Below are 16,626 nucleotides of genomic sequence, written 5' to 3'. Positions count from 1 at the left end.
GTCAGGCCGTCGGCAGGAGATCCGCGGCCGTGACGCGGTGGAGGTGTATCAGCACGTCGAACTGGCGCCCGAGCGAGGTCTGGTACGGATCCTCCGGCCAGGCGTTCCCGACGGAGCGGGTCAGCCGCTCCGCCGCCAGCCAGTCCCGCGTCGGTTCCGGCACGGTCCGCAGATCGACGTAGTAGTCCCGGCGCACGACTCGCTCCAGCACCTCCTCGTTGCTGCCCGCGCCCAGCGGCTCCACGGAGAAGCGGCGGTAGGGCTCCTCCGGGTCCGTCAGGTCCATCGCGTTGAACGAGCCCTGCCCGAAGGTGTAGCCGATGTTCATGTACTCGGCCCCGACCGCCTGACGCAGGAACTCACCCTGCGTCTTCGGGTACTGCTCGGGATTGTCGGACTCGTAGGAGACATGGCCGTTGTGGGCCGACAGCAGCATGCGATGGCCGGTGTGCCGCTGCCACCAGACGGTGTTCTCCGCCATGACCTGATCGCGGTGGAGCATGGCCTGGGCGATCTTCGCCGGGTCGGAGAAGTCGTAGTACGCGTACAGGGTGCCGGTCTGGGAGATGGCCCTGGCGTGCTGGAGGGCCCAGTCGTACGCCTGCCGGTCCCCGCCCGGCCCCCGCTCCCGGAGCAGCTCGTAGGCGCGCCCCACGAGCGCGGCCGTCCGCTCGCGCTCGGCGATGGGCCTGCTCATGTTCTCGTTGACGGTCTCCTCCACGCTCTTCGTCGGCCGGAACCCCTGGTAGAGGCGGCGGAATTCCGGCAGCAGCTCCGGGAGATGCGCGGACACGTAGTCCGTGACCCGGTCGAAGAGCTCAGGCCCCGCGTAGCCGTTGTCCTCGCCCATGAACTGCACGGGGCGGTCGGGATGGCGGACGTTGTACGCGCGCATCCACTGCAGCAGTCCGAGGTACTCGCGGTTGTTCCAGATCCGGTACGAACTCTGGAACTCCCTTCGCATGATCTTCTCCGGGTCACCCTTGCCGTGCACCACGTACTCGTTGAGGACCAGGCCGGTGGACCAGGGCGCCTCCAGCGCGAAAGTGGTGAAGCCCTCCTCCTCGACGAGGTACTGGAACACGCGGTGCTTCATCGTGAAGAACTGCCGGGAGCTGTGCGTCGCCTCCCCCAACCCGACGATCTTCGCCGAGCCGATCATGCGGCCGAGCGGGCGCAGGTCGCTGTCGGGTGCGCCGGGCTCCGTGGAGCGCAGCTTCTCCGCGACCCGGGCCAGGTCGCGCACCGGATATGCGGTGGTCGTCGCGTGCGCCGGCCGGGCTGCGGCCGTCAGCGCGCTGACCGCGAGCGTCAGGACCAGCAGCAGCAACGGTAGCCGGAGCGAACGATGTGATCTGTGCAATACGGTCATGGATCAAGACTGCGGGTGGGTCACGGTGCCGGACAGCCTGCTGCCCGCAGTGGCGTGCGGGGGATATCCACAGGGCCGCCACGTCGGAGCCCCTTCCGTACGCTGGGGTGCATGCGCATGCGCCCCACCCTGAGCTGGACCCCCGCCGAGGACCTGCCACCGGGCACCACGGATCCGGAGCCGGTCGCCGACGCTCTGAGCGCCGGCGGTGTGCTGGTGCTCAGCGGTGCGGGTATCTCCACGGAGTCGGGCATCCCCGACTACCGCGGCGAGGGCGGGAGCCTGAGCCGGCACACCCCGATGACCTACCAGGACTTCACCGGCAGTGCCCAGGCCCGGCGCCGTTACTGGGCGCGCAGCCACCTCGGCTGGCGTACCTTCGGCCGTGCCCGCCCCAACGCCGGGCACCGGGCCGTGGCCGCGTTCGGCCGGCACGGCCTGCTGTCGGGTGTGATCACCCAGAACGTCGATGGTCTGCACCAGGCCGCGGGCAGCGAGAGCGTCGTGGAACTCCACGGGGGCCTGGACCGGGTGGTCTGCCTGTCCTGCGGCGACTTCAGCCCCCGCCGCGAACTGGCCCGGCGGCTGGAGGAGGCCAACGCGGGCTTCGAGCCGGTGGCCGCCGCGATGAACCCGGACGGTGACGCGGACCTCACCGACGACCAGGTCGGGGACTTCCATGTGGTGTCCTGCACGGTCTGCGGCGGCGTCCTCAAACCGGACGTGGTGTTCTTCGGCGAGGCCGTGCCCCCGCGGCGGGTCGAGCGTTGCCGCGAACTGGTCCGTGAGGCGTCCTCGCTGCTGGTCCTGGGCTCCTCCCTGACCGTCATGTCCGGGCTCCGGTTCGTCCGCCAGGCGGCCGAGGCCGGAAAGCCGGTACTGATCGTCAACCGGGACCCGACCCGGGGCGACCGGCACGCCGTCACCCGCGTCGCACTGCCGCTGGGGACGGCCCTCACCGCGGTGACCGCACGCCTCCGTGTCCCCCTCGACGGCGAGGCGGACGGGCCCGTGTGAGCCGGTCCGGTCGGGCCCGGTGAGGGGCCGCCTCCAGGACCGTGTTCGCCCTCGCTCCTCCGTAGGCGCGAGCTCGCCTGCCTTACTGCGCCGAAACCTCTGAAATACCTCAGGTTTGTTTCCCCCAGGTGGAGCGCACTGCCAGAATCACAGGATTCCTGACCAAGTGCCTCAGGCTAGCGCCGGGCACTCCCTCCCCACGGGCTCCGGCCGGGACCGACCATCTTCCCCTCACCAAAGGCGACCCCCCTCCATGAGTGACGGCAGCATCACAGCAGCCGATCAGCGCGCCGCCGGAGCTCCGGCGGCGCGCTCTCCCCACGTGGACGCCGGCGACGCCGGTTACAGCAAGGACCTCAAGTCCCGGCACATCAACATGATCGCCATCGGCGGAGCGATCGGCACCGGGCTCTTCCTGGGTGCGGGCGGACGCCTCGCCGACGCCGGGCCCTCGCTCGCCATCGCCTACGCCGTCTGCGGTGTCTTCGCGTTCTTCGTCGTACGCGCGCTGGGTGAGCTGATCCTCTACCGCCCGTCGTCCGGCGCCTTCGTCTCCTACGCCCGTGAGTTCATGGGTGAGAAGGGCGCCTTCGCGGCCGGCTGGCTGTACTTCCTCAACTGGTCGACGACAGCGATCGCGGACATCACCGCGGCGGCGACGTACGCCCACTTCTGGGGCATGTTCAGCGACGTCCCCCAGTGGATCCTCGCGTTGGTCGCCCTTGCCGTGGTCCTCACGGCCAACCTGATCTCGGTGAAGTACTTCGGCGAGATGGAGTTCTGGTTCGCGATCATCAAGGTGGCGGCCCTGGTCGCCTTCATGCTGATCGGCATCTTCCTCGTCGTCACCCAGCATCCGGTGGACGGCCACACCCCCGGTCTGTCCACCGTCTCGGACACCGGAGTATTCCCCGTCGGCACCCTTCCGATGCTGCTCGTGATCCAGGGCGTCGTCTTCGCCTACGCGTCCGTGGAGCTGTGCGGCGTCGCCGCCGGCGAGACCGAGAACCCCGAGAAGATCATGCCTCGTGCGATCAACTCGATCATGTGGCGGGTCGGGCTGTTCTACGTCGGCTCGGTCGTGCTGCTCGCACTGCTGCTGCCCTACACCGCCTACTCCGGTGACCAGAGCCCGTTCGTCACCGTCATGGACAAGCTCGGTGTACCGGGCGCGGCCGGCGTGATGAATCTGGTGGTGCTCACCGCCGCCCTGTCCAGTCTGAACTCCGGTCTCTACTCCACAGGCCGCATCCTGCGCTCCATGGCGCTGTCAGGTTCCGCACCTCGTTTCACCGGCCTGATGAACAAGGGACAGGTTCCCTACGGCGGCATTCTGCTGACCGCGGGTTTCGGGGTGCTGGGAGTCGGGCTGAACTACGTGGTTCCCGGCCAGGCGTTCGAGATCGTGCTGAACTTCGCGTCGATCGGCATCCTCGGGACGTGGGGCATGATCATGCTCTGTTCCCTGGTGTTCTGGCACCGCTCGGAGAACGGCCGGGTCACCAGGCCCGCCTACCGACTGCCCTGGGCCCCGTACACCCAGATCGTCACCCTGCTGTTCCTCGTCGGGGTGGCGTTCCTGATGTGGTGGGGCGGAGGCGTCGGCCGGACCACCGTGACGTGCCTGCCGTTGATCGCGGCGGCGCTGGTCGGCGGCTGGTTCGTGGTGCGCGGCCGGGTGCGGGAGATGGCGCGGGCCGAGTAGGGCTGCGACGGCCGCGAGGCCCGAGGGGGACGGCGGCGCCGGGCCGTCCCCTCACGGGCCCTCAGTTGCTTCCGGGGCGACGGGTGAGCACGAGCGGGCCGGTTTCGGTGATGGCCACCGTGTGCTCGGAATGGGCGGTGCGCGAGCCGTCGGCCGAACGGATCGTCCAGCCGTCCGGGTCGTAGACGATCTTGTCGGTACCGGCGGCGAACCAGGGCTCGATCGCGATGGTCAGGCCGGGGCGCAGCTTCCAGCCGCGGCCGGGACGACCGTCGTTGGGGATGTGCAGGTCCTCGTGCATCGTGCGGCCGATACCGTGACCGCCGAACTCCAGGTTGACCGGGTAGCCGTACTCGGCGGCGACCTTGCCGATGGCTGCCGAGATGTCCCCGAGCCTGTTGCCCGGCTGGGCGACCTCGATCGCGGCTTCGAGGGCGACCTCGGTGGCCTCGATCAGCCGCAGGTCCTCCTCGGCCGGGGTGCCGACGACGACGGAGTGGGCCGAGTCCGCCGCCCAGCCATCGATGACCACCGCCATGTCCATGGTCAGCAGGTCCCCGTCGCGCAGCTTGTAGCTGTGCGGCAGCCCGTGCAGCACGGCGTCGTTGACCGAGAGGCACACCACGTTACGGAACGGGCCCTTGCCGAACGAGGGCTCGTAGTCCCAGTAGCAGGACTCCGCGCCGCGCTCCTTGATCCGGCGACGAGCGTGCTGTTCCAGGTCCAGCAGGTCGACCCCGACGGCGGCCAGGTCGGCGAGCTCGGCCAGCACCTGGCCGACGAACTGTCCAGTGATGTGCATGCGCTCGATGTCTTGGGGGGTCTTGTGCTCAATCACTGCGTTCCTCGATCCTCCGGGCCACTGACAGGTATATTTATACCAGGGGTCGGAGGGTGGAGTGGTTGCCGCTGGAACGCCTGCCGCTCTAGCATGTGCGCATGGTTCGTCATCCGCTCGCCCCCGAACAGATCGAGGCGGGCCGACGTCTCGGAGCGGCGTTGCGCTGCGCCCGGGCCGGACGCGGCCTCGTCGAAGTGGCCCTGGCGGCAGAGATCTCGCCGGAGACCCTCCGCAAGATCGAGACCGGCCGGCTGCCGACGCCCGCGTTCGGCACCGTCGTCCGGCTCAGCGAGGCACTCGGCGTACCGCTGTCCGAACTCGCCGTCGTCTGGCGCAATGATCCCGCTCTGAGCAGGGCCTCCTGAGGCCGCTCGTCCGAGGGCTCAGGCGGACAGTGCGGGGATGACCGTCGAACCGTAGGCGTCGATGGTCGCCTCACGCGCGTCGTGCATGTCGTAGACGGCGAACTGGTCGACGCCCAGGTCACGCAGGACCCGGAGCTTTTCGATGTGGGCCTCGGCCGGTCCCAGCAGGCAGAAGCGGTCCACGATCTCGTCCGGGACGAAGGCGGTGTCCGGGTTGCCGGTGCGGCCGTGATGGCTGTAGTCGTATCCGGAGCGTCCGGCGATGTACTGCGTGAGGGCCTCGGGCACGATCCCGGAGTGCTCCCCGTACCGGGAGACGAGGTCGGCCACGTGGTTGCCGACCATTCCGCCGAACCAGCGGCACTGCTCGCGGGCGTGGTCCAGGTCCTCGCTCACGTAGGCGGGCGCGGCGACGCAGACGGTGACGGAGTCCGGGTCGCGGCCCGCGGCCGCGGCCGCGTCGCGGACCGCCTTGATCATCCATTCGGTGAGATAGGGATCGGCCAGCTGGAGAATGAAGCCGTCGGCCTTCTCCCCGGCCAGCGCGAGGGCCCTGGGCCCGTACGCGCCCATCCAGACGGGCAGGCGACCGCTCTTCACCCAAGGGATCCGGACCGGTTGTCCGTCGACGGTTGCCTCGCGCCCCTCGGCGAGGTCCCGGATCACCTCGATCGCCTCACCAAGCCTGGCCAGCGTGTTCGGCCTGCGGCCGGCCACGCGCATCGCCGAGTCGCCGCGCCCGATGCCGCAGACGGTGCGGTTGCCGTACATCTCGTTGAGGGTGGCGAACGTGGAGGCGGTGACCTCCCAGGTGCGCGTCCCGGGGTTCGTCACCATGGGCCCGACGATCAGCCGTTCGGTGTGCTCCAGGATCCGGCTGTAGATGACGAAGGGCTCCTGCCACAGCACGGCCGAGTCGAAGGTCCAGCCGTAGCGGAACCCGTTACGTTCCGCACGGCGCATGAGTCCGACGACGGCCGAGGCGGGCGGATCGGTCTGGAGGACGAGTCCGAAATCCATGACAGATGCTCCTGATCGAAGTACTGACACATGGCGCGTGGGCAGAAGGCGGGCGGACATCGCGAGTCACGGGGGGACAATCCTGGACCGCTTCCCCGGCTTTGGGAAGAGGCAGTCTACGCGCGCGGCCTCTCCGAGCACGGAGCGTGCGCGGCGGGTCCTCGGGCCGCCTGACCCATGACCAGGCCGCGTCCGCCGTCGCGGGAACAGTCTTCGAGGAGAGAGGATCCCTGCTAAGAAATGAGCGGTATGCCACACGGAGGTATCGTTTATGGCGTTTGGTCGCATTTCACCGCGACGGCACATTCCTGCTCCCGTGAGGCCGACGAAGTCCGGCACGTCTCACCGCACCAGCGCTTCGAGCGGAAGGATCGCCCATGGGCACGGTCACCATGACGGACGGCACCGACATCTACTACAAGGACTGGGGCCCGCGTGACGCCCAGCCGATCGTGTTCCATCACGGTTGGCCGCTCAGCGCCGACGACTGGGATACCCAGATGCTCTTCTTCCTCGCTGCGGGCCATCGCGTGATCGCCCACGACCGGCGAGGTCACGGGCGCTCCTCCCAGAGCGCGAGCGGGCACGACATGGACACCTACGCCGCCGACGTGGCGGCGTTGGCGGAGGCGCTCGACCTGCGGGAAGCCGTGCACATCGGCCACTCCACCGGCGGCGGCGAAGTCGCCCGGTACGTCGCCCGCGCCCGGCCCGGGCGGGTGGTGAAGGCCGTACTCGTCAGTGCGGTGGCACCGGTCATGGTGAAGTCCGCGTCGAACCCGGGCGGCCTGCCGATCGAGGTCTTCGACGGATTCCGTGCCTCCCTCGCCGCGAATCGCGCACAGTTCTACATCGAGGTGCCGTCCGGTCCGTTCTACGGATTCAACCGTCCGGGCGCCGAGGTGTCGCAGGGGCTGATCGACAACTGGTGGAGGCAGGGCATGCGAGGTGCGGCCAACGCCCACTACGAGTGCATCAAGGCCTTCTCGGAGACCGACTTCACCGAGGACCTCAAGACGATCGAGGTACCGGTCCTGGTCGCCCACGGCACCGACGACCAGATCGTGCCCTATGAGGACGCGGGTCCCTTGTCGGTGAAGCTGTTGCCGAACGGCAGGCTGAAGAGCTACGAGGGTTACCCTCACGGGATGCTGTCGACGCACCCTGACGTCCTCAACCCGGACCTCCTGGCGTTCGTGCGGGAGTAGAAGCGCGAGCACGGCCGCACCTCTCGCCCCAAGCCGACTTCATGGTGATCCCGCACACCGGCCATCTGGTCCCGCTGGAAGCTCCGGCCCACCTCGTGGACGCCATCACGGCCTTCGCACCGGCAGCCGGACCATGCGTCCTCGTAGTCGTACGTCAGTCGGACCTTGGCCGCCGAACGCCGACGCCGAGGTCTCGTCGAGGTGGCAGGTGAGCCACTCGGGGCAAGGCGTCGGGCGCGTTCGAGGCCGATGACGCGTCCGCACGGCCACGGACGCCTCGTCCGCCACGAGTGCGGTCGACGTACACCCGCACCGCCCCCTTGATCAGCCCGCTTCCGTCAGAGCTGCGTGCGCGGCGGCGAGGATCTCCCCGGAGAGCGGGGAGCCCTTGGTGGCCCGGGACAGGACCAGCGCACCGAACAGGGTGCAGAGGCGGACGATGCCGTCCTGGTCGTCGGTGGCGAGGAAGTCGGCGAAGCCGGCCACCCCCTCCGCGTAGACGCGACGGGCCTCGCGCCCCCCGCCCTCGCGGGCGATGTCGGTGGCGAGTGCGGCGACCGGGCAGCCGTCCGCCGGGTCGTCGCGATGCTCGACGGAGAGGTAGGTGTCGATCAGCGCCTGCTGGGCGACGTCGCGCTGCCCGTCGCACTGCTCGATCCCGGCAGCGTGGCGCCGGGCGAGCTCGGCGAAGGCGTGGGCGGTGGCCTCGTCGACGAGCGCCTCCTTCGAGTCGAACTGCTTGTAGAAGGCGCCGTGGGTCAGACCGGCCGCCTTCATCAGGTCGGCGACGCTGACCTGCGTGCCCTGCTCCCGGAACAGCCGGGATGCGGTGTCCACCACCCGCCTGCGATTGTCCTCCGCCTGCGCCTGCGATACGCGGCCCATGACCACCTCCCGTTTGGATGTCGACTGGCATCTATCATAGACCAGCGTATAGATTGGCTACATAATCTAATTTGTCGCGGGTGGCCGACGGCGCCTGCCAGGACCGGGAGCAGTCATGGAATTGAAGAACGCGGTTGCGGTTGTCACCGGCGCCAACCGGGGCTTCGGACGGCATTTGGCCGCCCAGCTGGTCGAGCGCGGCGCGAAGGTGTACGGCGCAGCCCGACGCCCCGAGACGGTCGACGTGCCAGGCGTCATCCCGCTGCGGCTGGACGTCACGGACGAGGCGTCGATACGGGAGGCCGCCCGCGCGGCGTCCGACGCGACGCTCCTGATCAACAACGCGGGCATCTCCACCGGCGCGACCCTGATCGGAGGCGACGTGGATGAGGTGCGCCGGGAGATGGAGACCAACTTCTTCGGCCCGCTCGCCGCGACGCGGGCCTTCGCCCCCGTCATCGAGGGCAACGGCGGCGGCGCCGTACTCAACGTCCTGTCCGTCCTGTCCTGGGTGCACCCGGCGGGACTCGGCTCCTACGCCGCGTCCAAGGCGGCTGCCTGGGCGCTGACCGGTGCCACCCGCGACGAACTGGCGCCTCGCGGCATCGCCGTCTCGGCGCTGCACGTCGGTTACATGGATACCGACATGGCCGCCGGCGTCCCCGCCGATCAGAAGACCGCAGCCGCGGACGTCGCAGCCCAGGCCCTCAACGGCGTCGAGACGGGCCTACCCGAGATCGTCGCCGACGAGTTCACCCAGCAGGTCAAGCAGAGCCTGGCCGCCACGCCGCAGCCGAAAGCGGCCTGAATCTCTCGCGCCTCCCTCACAGCCCACCCCCCGGCTCCTCCCCTCACCCCTTCTGTAAGGACACCTGATGCCTTACACGACCTTCGGACACCGGACCGGACTTCGCGTGTCCGAGTACGCGCTCGGAACCGCGAACTTCGGCACCGGCTGACCGACGAGCAGTACAACCGCCTGGCCTAGGTCAGCGCGGTACCGCTCGGCGCACCCCACGAGGGGATCGCCGCCTCCCTGGACCGCCTCCAGGGAGGCGCGGCCGACCGCGTCACCGCCCCGGTCGTGCCGGTGGCCTGAGCGGTGAACGCTGCTGAGGACGCGGTGCGCCCGCGCCGTACCAACAACAGACAACACACACTGTTCCGAACCGGGAGAGGCCGGGACGAGCGGACACCCCGCCCTCTCACGGCCGGGAACGGAACGGAGACGACGATGAAGGCCTTCATGGTCGAGAAGTACGGTGGCCGAGCCGGGATGCGCGCCGCCGAAGTGCCCGCCCCCAGGTAGGTGCCGACGACGTCCTGGTCGAGATCCACGCGCCTGGCGTCAACCCACTGGACCTCAGATTCCGCAACGGGACTTCAAGGCGTTCCTGCCCTACCGTCTCCCGCTCGTTCCGGGCAACGATCTCGCCGGCACGGCCGTCAGCCGCGACAGCCGAGCAGGACCGATGGCACAGGCGCCACTTGGCCGTAGCTGTACTGCGTGTTCGCCCACGTTCACCGCAACGCTCACGCGCCCGGGTGATACCCCTGTCCGCCCCTCCGGCCACGTACACCGCGGCGGTCGAGGGGTACCTACCGGAGCGGCATCGTGAAGTCCTCCGCGCGGATCCACCGGTCGGCGACCCCATGAGACGGGCCGGGCACGCCCTCCGCTCACAGGTACTGGCACAGCCCTCGTGGCACGTAAGCCCCATGCCCCGCACGCCCCACGTACGTGCCACCTTCGATGACCGGGACGCCTCGCGACAGGACCGTCTCGACCCGCCCGGTGATCCGCTTGCCCTCGTACGCCGAGTAGTCGACGTTCATGTGATGCGTGCCGGCGGACAGCACCTGCTCGGCGTGCGGGTCATACACGACGATGTCCGCGTCCGCACCCGGCGCGATCGTCCCCTTCCTCGGGTAGAGGCCGAACATGCGTGCGGGAGCGGCACACGCGATCTCGATCCAGCGACGGCGCGCGATATGCCCGTCCACCACAGCCTGATGCAGCAGATCCATCCGGTGCTCCACACCGGGCATGCCGTTGGGAATCTTCGAGAAGTCGCCGATACCCATGTCTTTCTGACCCTTGAAGCAGAACGGGCAGTGGTCCGTGGACACGACTTGCAGGTCGTTGGTCCGCAGCCCCCGCCACAGTGCCGCCTGGTGTTCCTCCGGCCGCAGGGGCGTCGAACAGACGTACTTGGCTCCCTCGAAGTCCGGCTCGGCAAGGTTGTCGGTGGACAGGAAGAGGTACTGCGGGCACGTCTCGCCGAACACGGGCAGACCCTCGTCGCGGGCCCGAGTCAATTCCGCCAGGGCCTCCTGAGCTGAGACGTGAACGACGTAGACCGGAGAACCAGCGACCTGACTCAGCCGAATGACGCGGTGCGTCGCTTCGGCTTCCAGGAGAGCCTTGCGGACCTCGCCGTGATGTCGCGGGTCGCGTTCGCCTCGCGCGAGGGCCTGCTCCACGAGGACATCGATGGCGATGCCGTTCTCCGCGTGCATCATGACCAGGCCGCCGTTCGTGCCCGCTCGCTGCATGGCCCGGAGAATCTGGCCATCATCGGAATAGAACACCCCTGGATACGCCGTGAAGAGCTTGAACGAGGTCACGCCGGCCTCGATCAGCCTGTCCATCTGCTTGAGGGACGAGTCATTCACGTCGGACATGATCATGTGGAATCCGTAGTCGACGGCGCAGGTGCCGTCGGCCTTCTCGTGCCACTTGTCGAGCCCTTCGCGGAGCGAGCCCCCCTTCGACTGAATGGCGAAGTCGACGATCGTGGTGGTGCCGCCCCAGGCGGCCGCCCGCGTGCCCGTCTCGAAGGTGTCGCTGGACATCGTGCCGCCGAACGGCATCTCCATATGGGTGTGGCCGTCCACCCCGCCCGGGATGACGTACTTTCCGGTGGCGTCGATCCTCCGGTCGGCGCTCCAGCCCGCCCCGACGTCGGTGCCCTGGGCGGCGAGGGCGGCGACGCGTCCCCCCTCGATGAGTACGTCGGCGTGGATCTCGTCCGACGCGGTGATGACGAGACCACCGTGGATGACGGTGCGGCTCATGTACCCCTCCTCGCTGTGGCGATGCCGTTTCTGCTCACCGATGAAGACGCTTCCGCTCTCCCCCACCGCCCAGGGGCCTCACCCGGCGGCGTGCAGGGCCTCGCCGAGGATCTCAGCGCCCTCCTCGGCCTCGGCGACGGTGAGTGACAGGGGCGGCGCGATCCGCAGGACGCTGGTGTTGTGGCCGCCGCCCTTCCCGATGAGCAGTCCGCCCGCGCGGGCCGCCTCGAGTACGGCCGACGCGGCCTCCGGGTCGGCCTCGTCGGTGCCGGGCTTCACCAGCTCGATGCCGATCATGAGTCCTCTGCCCCGCACCTCCCGTACGGCCGGCGAGCCCGTGCCGACAGCCCGGAGCCGCTCGATGAGCAGGCCGCCGACCCGCCGGGCGTTGCCCTGGAGGTCGTGTTCCAGCAGATACGACAGGTTCGCGAGCCCGGCCGCCATGGTGACCGGAGATCCGCCGAACGTCGAGATGGAGTTGGCGTCCAGGCAGTTCATCACCTCGGCGCGGGCCACCACTCCGCCGATGGACATGCCGTTGCCGATGCCCTTGGCGAAGGTGAGGACGTCCGGGGGCCCGCTCGAAGCGTGCGCCTGCCAGCCCCAGAAGTGGTCACCCGTACGCCCCCAGCCGGTCTGCACCTCGTCGGAGATCCACAGGATGCCGTGCCGGTCGAGGACCTCGCGGAAGGCCGCGTACAGCCCGTCGGGAGGCGCGGTGAACCCGCCGACTCCCTGCACGGGTTCGGCGATCAGTGCGGCGACACCCCTGGTGTGCCCGAGCAGGTCCTCCAGATCGGCCACACAGGCCTTGATGAACCGCTCGTCGCTCAGCTCCGCGTACGGCCCCCGGCCGCGGACGCCGCCATGGACGTACAGCGTCTGCAGCGGCGACAGGCCGGTGGTCGACCAGGCCTTGTTGCCGGTGATGGACACCGCCGAGAACGACCTGCCGTGGTAGCTGTTGCGCATCGCCAGGATCTGGTTGGAGCCGCGGTGGGCGGTGGCGAGCAGCAGGGCGGTGTCGTTGGCCTCGGTTCCCGAGGTGGTGAAGAAGACCCGGGCGTCGGGGATCCCGGACAGCGCGGCGACCCGCTCGGCGAGTTCGACCATCGGACGGTTCAGGTAGAGGGTCGAGGAGTGGACGATCCGGCCGGCCTGTTCGGAGACCGCCTTGGTCACCTCGGGCAGGGCGTGCGCGGTCATCGTGGTGAGGATGCCGCCGAAGAAGTCGAGGTAGCGGTTGCCGTCCGCGTCCCAGACATGACGGCCCTCGCCGTGGGTGAGTTCCAGGGGGTGGCGGTAGTAGAGCGCCAGCCATTCGGGGCTGACGGCCAGGTGCCGTTCGTACAGTCCGGTCACGGCTCCACCAGCCCGTCGTACGCGTCCGGCCTGCGGTCCCGGTAGAACGCCCACTGCTGCCGGACCTGGTCGATCAGGCCGAAGTCCAGGTCGCGCACGAGCAGTTCCTCCTCCTTGTCGCCCGCGACATCACCTACGAACTGTCCCCGCGGATCGACGAAGTAGCTCGTGCCGTAGAAGTCGTTGTCGCCGTACTCCTCCTGGCCGACACGGTTGATCGCTGCGATGAAGTACTCGTTGGCGACTGCGGACGCCGGCTGTTCCAGGTGCCACAGATAGCCGGAGAGCCCTCGCGAGGTGGCGGACGGGTTGTACACCAACTGCGCGCCGTTGAGTCCGAGTTGGCGCCAGCCCTCGGGGAAGTGCCGGTCGTAGCAGATGTAGACGCCGACCTTGCCGACGGCGGTGTCGAAGACCGGCCAGCCGACGTTGCCGGGCTTGAAGTAGTACTTCTCCCAGAATCCCCTGACCTGCGGGATGTGGTGCTTGCGGTACTTGCCGAGGTACGAGCCGTCGGCGTCGATCACTGCCGCGGTGTTGTAGTAGAAGCCGGACTGTTCAACCTCGAAGACCGGCACGACGATCACCATGCCGGTCTCGCGGGCCAGGTCCTTCATGCGCCGGACCGTCGGCCCGTCCGGGACGGGTTCGGCCCAGCGGTAGTGCTCGGGCTCCTGCACCTGGCAGAAGTAGGGGGCGTTGAACACCTCCTGGAAGCCGATGATCTCCGCGCCCTGGCGGGCGGCTTCGCGCGCGTGTTCCTCATGCTTGGCGATCATGGATTCGGTGTCGCCGGTCCAGGTCGCCTGGACGAGTGCGGCGCGTACGACGTGGGACATGAGCTGCTCCTTCGACGCGACGTCAGAGAGCCTCTGTAATCTCTACGCCCGTAGACACGGTGCATAGGAGGAGAACGTAAGCCCCGTCATACGACGGGGCAAGACCATCGCAGTGAACCGGCGCAGTCGATCATGTTTCACACCCGAGCGGTCCACACCTGCGGCTCTCGGACCGCAGACGAAGTACGGGAGGCCGACGCACGTTTCACGGGCACGGCGCGGCCGGTGCGCGGCCGCGGCCCAGGTCTGTGCGCCCCGTCAGAAGGTGACGGCGATCCCGGTGTGGGGCCGCTTACCGAGCCGCACGACCGTGGCGGGCCAGTCCACGAGCCAGAACTTCCAGGTGTACTTGCGGGCGAGCACCTTGCGCACCGACGCGGTCCCGGCACGGTCGAGCAGCCGGGCCGTCCCCTCGGCGCTCGGTGCGCCCTCGGCGATCCGGCCGCGGACGTCGCAGACGGTGACGAGGACCCGGTCGTCGTGACGCAGCCGCTTGACCTTCCAGGAGTCCGAGCGGGTCCAGACGTACAGCACGCCACCCTCCGCCGCGGCCCAGACGGGCGTGGCGACGGGAGTGCCGTCCTTCCGGTACGTGGTCAGGCTGACGTACTCACTGCGTGCGAAGTCCTGGAGAGTCACGGGCGCGACCCTACTCGGCCTGCGCGGCGAGCGGAGCCGATCAGGTCATCGGCCCCCTCGACGAACGCACGGGCCAGCGCCCGGCCGGCGGTGACTGCGGCCCGGTGGTCCTCGATCGGCGACGCCTTGGAGTTCTCGAACAGGATGTAGGTGACGCCGGACGCGGTTCCGCCGCTCATCGGGTCCGGGTCGATACCGAGGGCCTCGGCCGTGGCGTACGAGGCCTCCCCGATGATCCCGGCGGGTCCGGTGTCGCCCACGACGGCGTACTGCACCCTGCCTCGGTGAACGACGGCGGCCACACCGCCGCCGCTGATCCCGGATTCGGTGTAGTTCCAGAGCGTGCCGGGACGGCCCCGGCCTCGTCATGGCCTCGGGGCCGGCAGGACGCGGCTGAGCGCGCCGTATCGGCCCCGAGAGCCCTGCTGCTGCCGATCGGTCACGAACGGCCGCTCGGATGCACCACCATGGCCGAGCCGCCACCTCGCCGCACCTTTTCGGCGGCCGCGAGCCAGCGTCCGCCGGGGAGGCGCTGGATCCCCGTGGCGGCCCCGATCTCCGGATTCGCCTTGAACACGTGTCCGAGCGCTTCGAGCTCCGCGCGCACCGGGCTGTTCCAGAGGCCCGGCTCGATCTCGGTCGTGGCCGAGTTGCGCTGGCTGGCGCGCGGCGCGGCGATCGCGTCGACCAACGGCAGCCCCCGGTCCAGGTGTCCGGTCAGCGACTGCAGGACGGTGGTGATGATCGTGGCACCGCCCGGCGACCCCAGGGCCACCACGGGCTTCCCGTGCTCCAGCACGATGGTCGGCGAGATCGAGGAGCGCGGACGCTTGGACGGACCGGGCAGGTTCGGATCGTGCACCGCCGGGTTCGCCGGGGCGAACGAGAAGTCGGTCAGTTCGTTGTTGAGCAGGAAGCCCCGCCCCGGCACGGTGATGCCGCTGCCGCCCGTCGACTCGATCGTGAGGGTGTACGCGACGACGTTGCCCCACTTGTCGGCGGTGGTGAGATGCGTGGTGTTCTCACCTTCGTACGTCGTGGGGGCTGCCTCGCCTCCGCCGGCGCAGCGGGCGGGGTCGCGCGGGTCACCCGGGGCGAGCGGGCTGGTGAGGACCGCGTCGTCCTTGATGAGGCACTCGCGCGAGTCGGCGAAGCGCTGGCTGAGCAGTTCCCGCGTCGGCACGTCCTCGAACGCCGGGTCTCCGACCCAGCGGCCCCGATCGGCGAAGGCGATACGGCTCGCCTCGATGAGGCGGTGCAGATACCGTGACTCGCTCGCCTTCGAAAGATCGGTGGACTCGAGGATGTTGAGGGCTTCGGCCACACTCGTACCGCCCGAGGAGGACGGCGCGATGCCGTAGACGTCGAGGCCCCGGTAGGCGGTCCTGGTCGGGGCCTGGCGCAGGGCGCGGTACGCCTTCAGGTCACCGGTCGTCAGGTCTCCCGGGCGCACCGCACGTGTCGCCGCCGGGTCCACGGGAGGCTTCCGCACCGTCGACACGATGTCCCGGGCCAGTTCGCCCCGGTACAGCTCGTCGACGCCCTCGCGGCCCAGTGTCCTGTACGTACGGGCCAGGTCGGGGTTCTTGAACACCGAGCCGGTGACGGGCGGTTCTCCGCCGGGAAGGAAGAGTTCGGCGGACGCCGGGAAGTCGGCGAAGCGCGCCTGGTTGGCCGCGGTCTGGGAGCGGAAGGTCTCGTCCACGACGAATCCCTCACGGGCCAGCCGCTCGGCCGGCCGGAGCAACTGCCCGAGCGGCTTGCTGCCCCAGGCTTCGAGCGCCTTCTCCCAGGTCGCGGGCGTACCGGGGGTACCGACCCCGAGTCCGCTGGTGACCGCGTCGTTGAAGGGAATCGGCTGTCCGTTCTCCAGGAAGAGCGAGGAGTCCGCACTGCGGGGCGCGGTCTCGCGGCCGTCCACGGTCTGGACGCGCCCCGTCCTGGCGTCGTAGTGGACGAAGTACCCGCCACCTCCGATGCCCGCCGAGTAGGGCTCGGTGACCCCCAGGGCCGCGGCGGTGGCGACGGCCGCGTCAACGGCGTTGCCTCCCTTGCGGAGTACCTCGACACCGGCGGCCGAGGCGTCCGGGTCGACGCTCGACACAGCTCCCCCGTAGCCCACCGCCACCGGTGACTTGGGAGGCGGTACGGGTGGCGCCGAGGCGGCGGGAGCCGCGGCGCCGAGCGAGCCGATGACGGCGATCACGAGTGGGAACGACACATTCCGGCCGACGGAATGACGCATCCGTACCTCCTGTGAAGGATCGTCCGCGCAGGGTAACGCCACGACACCCG

Annotated in this window: 14 protein-coding genes and 2 pseudogenes; 6 read left to right on the top strand and 10 right to left on the bottom strand. The window is 69.3% G+C overall.

What is annotated here, in order from left to right:
* Window position 1: 1 nt before the first annotated feature.
* On the bottom strand, window positions 2–1,372 hold the full coding sequence (locus tag ACFYSH_RS13365) for an erythromycin esterase family protein (protein ID WP_359477848.1): 1,371 nt from the start codon (window positions 1,370–1,372) through the stop codon (window positions 2–4).
* Between the two features lie 111 nt (window positions 1,373–1,483).
* On the opposite strand from ACFYSH_RS13365, the gene ACFYSH_RS13360 reads away from it, so the two are divergent.
* Window positions 1,484–2,389, top strand: a complete 906-nt coding sequence (locus tag ACFYSH_RS13360) for an NAD-dependent protein deacetylase (protein ID WP_359477845.1) — start codon at window positions 1,484–1,486, stop codon at window positions 2,387–2,389.
* Window positions 2,390–2,642: 253 nt separating this feature from the next.
* Window positions 2,643–4,094, top strand: a complete 1,452-nt coding sequence (locus tag ACFYSH_RS13355; protein WP_359477842.1) for an amino acid permease — start codon at window positions 2,643–2,645, stop codon at window positions 4,092–4,094.
* Between the two features lie 61 nt (window positions 4,095–4,155).
* On the opposite strand, the gene map is transcribed toward ACFYSH_RS13355, so the two are convergent.
* Window positions 4,156–4,932: a type I methionyl aminopeptidase gene (map, locus tag ACFYSH_RS13350; RefSeq protein ID WP_359477839.1), complete on the bottom strand. Its 777-nt coding sequence runs from the start codon at window positions 4,930–4,932 to the stop codon at window positions 4,156–4,158.
* Window positions 4,933–5,033: 101 nt separating this feature from the next.
* On the opposite strand from map, the gene ACFYSH_RS13345 reads away from it, so the two are divergent.
* A complete protein-coding gene (locus ACFYSH_RS13345) occupies window positions 5,034–5,300 on the top strand; it encodes a helix-turn-helix transcriptional regulator (protein ID WP_359477836.1) in 267 nt (88 codons plus the stop codon).
* A gap of 18 nt (window positions 5,301–5,318) precedes the next feature.
* On the opposite strand, the gene ACFYSH_RS13340 is transcribed toward ACFYSH_RS13345, so the two are convergent.
* Window positions 5,319–6,320, bottom strand: a complete 1,002-nt coding sequence (locus ACFYSH_RS13340; protein WP_359477833.1) for a TIGR03842 family LLM class F420-dependent oxidoreductase — start codon at window positions 6,318–6,320, stop codon at window positions 5,319–5,321.
* 377 nt (window positions 6,321–6,697) lie between these two features.
* Between ACFYSH_RS13340 and ACFYSH_RS13335 the strand changes: the two genes are divergently transcribed.
* Together ACFYSH_RS13335 and ACFYSH_RS13330 are read left to right on the top strand one after the other, a co-directional pair.
* On the top strand, window positions 6,698–7,528 hold the full coding sequence (locus tag ACFYSH_RS13335; RefSeq protein WP_359477830.1) for an alpha/beta hydrolase: 831 nt from the start codon (window positions 6,698–6,700) through the stop codon (window positions 7,526–7,528).
* 14 nt (window positions 7,529–7,542) lie between these two features.
* Window positions 7,543–7,656 (top strand): annotated as a pseudogene (locus ACFYSH_RS13330) (alpha/beta hydrolase); the annotation flags it as partial.
* Between the two features lie 196 nt (window positions 7,657–7,852).
* On the opposite strand, the gene ACFYSH_RS13325 reads toward ACFYSH_RS13330, so the two are convergent.
* Window positions 7,853–8,413, bottom strand: coding sequence for a TetR/AcrR family transcriptional regulator (locus ACFYSH_RS13325; protein ID WP_359477827.1), 561 nt, complete (start codon window positions 8,411–8,413; stop codon window positions 7,853–7,855).
* Window positions 8,414–8,528: 115 nt separating this feature from the next.
* Between ACFYSH_RS13325 and ACFYSH_RS13320 the strand changes: the two genes are divergently transcribed.
* Window positions 8,529–9,221, top strand: a complete 693-nt coding sequence (locus ACFYSH_RS13320) for an SDR family oxidoreductase (RefSeq protein ID WP_359477824.1) — start codon at window positions 8,529–8,531, stop codon at window positions 9,219–9,221.
* Between the two features lie 872 nt (window positions 9,222–10,093).
* Here ACFYSH_RS13320 and hydA read toward each other — a convergent pair.
* The 6 genes and pseudogenes from hydA to ggt form a co-directional block, all read right to left on the bottom strand.
* Window positions 10,094–11,491 carry a dihydropyrimidinase gene (gene hydA / locus ACFYSH_RS13315; protein ID WP_359477821.1) on the bottom strand — a complete coding sequence of 466 codons (1,398 nt, stop codon included), beginning with the start codon at window positions 11,489–11,491 and terminating at the stop codon, window positions 10,094–10,096.
* A 78-nt stretch (window positions 11,492–11,569) separates the two neighbouring features.
* On the bottom strand, window positions 11,570–12,853 hold the full coding sequence (locus ACFYSH_RS13310) for an aspartate aminotransferase family protein (RefSeq protein ID WP_359477818.1): 1,284 nt from the start codon (window positions 12,851–12,853) through the stop codon (window positions 11,570–11,572).
* Complete coding sequence (locus ACFYSH_RS13305) at window positions 12,850–13,692, bottom strand: nitrilase-related carbon-nitrogen hydrolase (RefSeq protein WP_388752305.1); 843 nt, start codon at window positions 13,690–13,692, stop codon at window positions 12,850–12,852. The genes ACFYSH_RS13310 and ACFYSH_RS13305 overlap by 4 nt, the downstream gene beginning before the upstream one ends.
* Before the next feature lie 258 nt (window positions 13,693–13,950).
* Window positions 13,951–14,331, bottom strand: a complete 381-nt coding sequence (locus ACFYSH_RS13300; RefSeq protein ID WP_359477812.1) for a PPOX class F420-dependent oxidoreductase — start codon at window positions 14,329–14,331, stop codon at window positions 13,951–13,953.
* A pseudogene (locus ACFYSH_RS13295) lies at window positions 14,328–14,681 on the bottom strand (glycoside hydrolase family 75 protein); the annotation flags it as partial. The gene ACFYSH_RS13300 and the pseudogene ACFYSH_RS13295, both read right to left, overlap by 4 nt.
* A gap of 89 nt (window positions 14,682–14,770) precedes the next feature.
* Window positions 14,771–16,576 carry a gamma-glutamyltransferase gene (gene ggt, locus ACFYSH_RS13290; RefSeq protein WP_388752302.1) on the bottom strand — a complete coding sequence of 602 codons (1,806 nt, stop codon included), beginning with the start codon at window positions 16,574–16,576 and terminating at the stop codon, window positions 14,771–14,773.
* Window positions 16,577–16,626: the final 50 nt, after the last annotated feature.

Origin of the sequence: Streptomyces sp. NPDC005791, from assembly GCF_042871485.1 — a bacterium.
GTDB lineage: Bacteria > Actinomycetota > Actinomycetes > Streptomycetales > Streptomycetaceae > Streptomyces.
Note: the sequence above shows the minus strand (reverse complement) of the source record. Positions and strands in the feature narration are given on the sequence as shown.

Excerpts from the sequence above, each read along its gene's own strand:
- ACFYSH_RS13365 (WP_359477848.1), bottom strand. The coding sequence starts at position 1,372 with ATGACCGTATTGCACAGATCACATCGTTCGCTCCGGCTACCGTTGCTG.
- ACFYSH_RS13360 (WP_359477845.1), top strand. The coding sequence starts at position 1,484 with ATGCGCATGCGCCCCACCCTGAGCTGGACCCCCGCCGAGGACCTGCCA.
- ACFYSH_RS13355 (WP_359477842.1), top strand. The coding sequence starts at position 2,643 with ATGAGTGACGGCAGCATCACAGCAGCCGATCAGCGCGCCGCCGGAGCT.
- ACFYSH_RS13345 (WP_359477836.1), top strand. The coding sequence starts at position 5,034 with ATGGTTCGTCATCCGCTCGCCCCCGAACAGATCGAGGCGGGCCGACGT.
- ACFYSH_RS13340 (WP_359477833.1), bottom strand. The coding sequence starts at position 6,320 with ATGGATTTCGGACTCGTCCTCCAGACCGATCCGCCCGCCTCGGCCGTC.
- ACFYSH_RS13335 (WP_359477830.1), top strand. The coding sequence starts at position 6,698 with ATGGGCACGGTCACCATGACGGACGGCACCGACATCTACTACAAGGAC.
- ACFYSH_RS13325 (WP_359477827.1), bottom strand. The coding sequence starts at position 8,413 with ATGGGCCGCGTATCGCAGGCGCAGGCGGAGGACAATCGCAGGCGGGTG.
- ACFYSH_RS13320 (WP_359477824.1), top strand. The coding sequence starts at position 8,529 with ATGGAATTGAAGAACGCGGTTGCGGTTGTCACCGGCGCCAACCGGGGC.
- hydA (WP_359477821.1), bottom strand. The coding sequence starts at position 11,491 with ATGAGCCGCACCGTCATCCACGGTGGTCTCGTCATCACCGCGTCGGAC.
- ACFYSH_RS13305 (WP_388752305.1), bottom strand. The coding sequence starts at position 13,692 with ATGTCCCACGTCGTACGCGCCGCACTCGTCCAGGCGACCTGGACCGGC.
- ggt (WP_388752302.1), bottom strand. The coding sequence starts at position 16,576 with ATGCGTCATTCCGTCGGCCGGAATGTGTCGTTCCCACTCGTGATCGCC.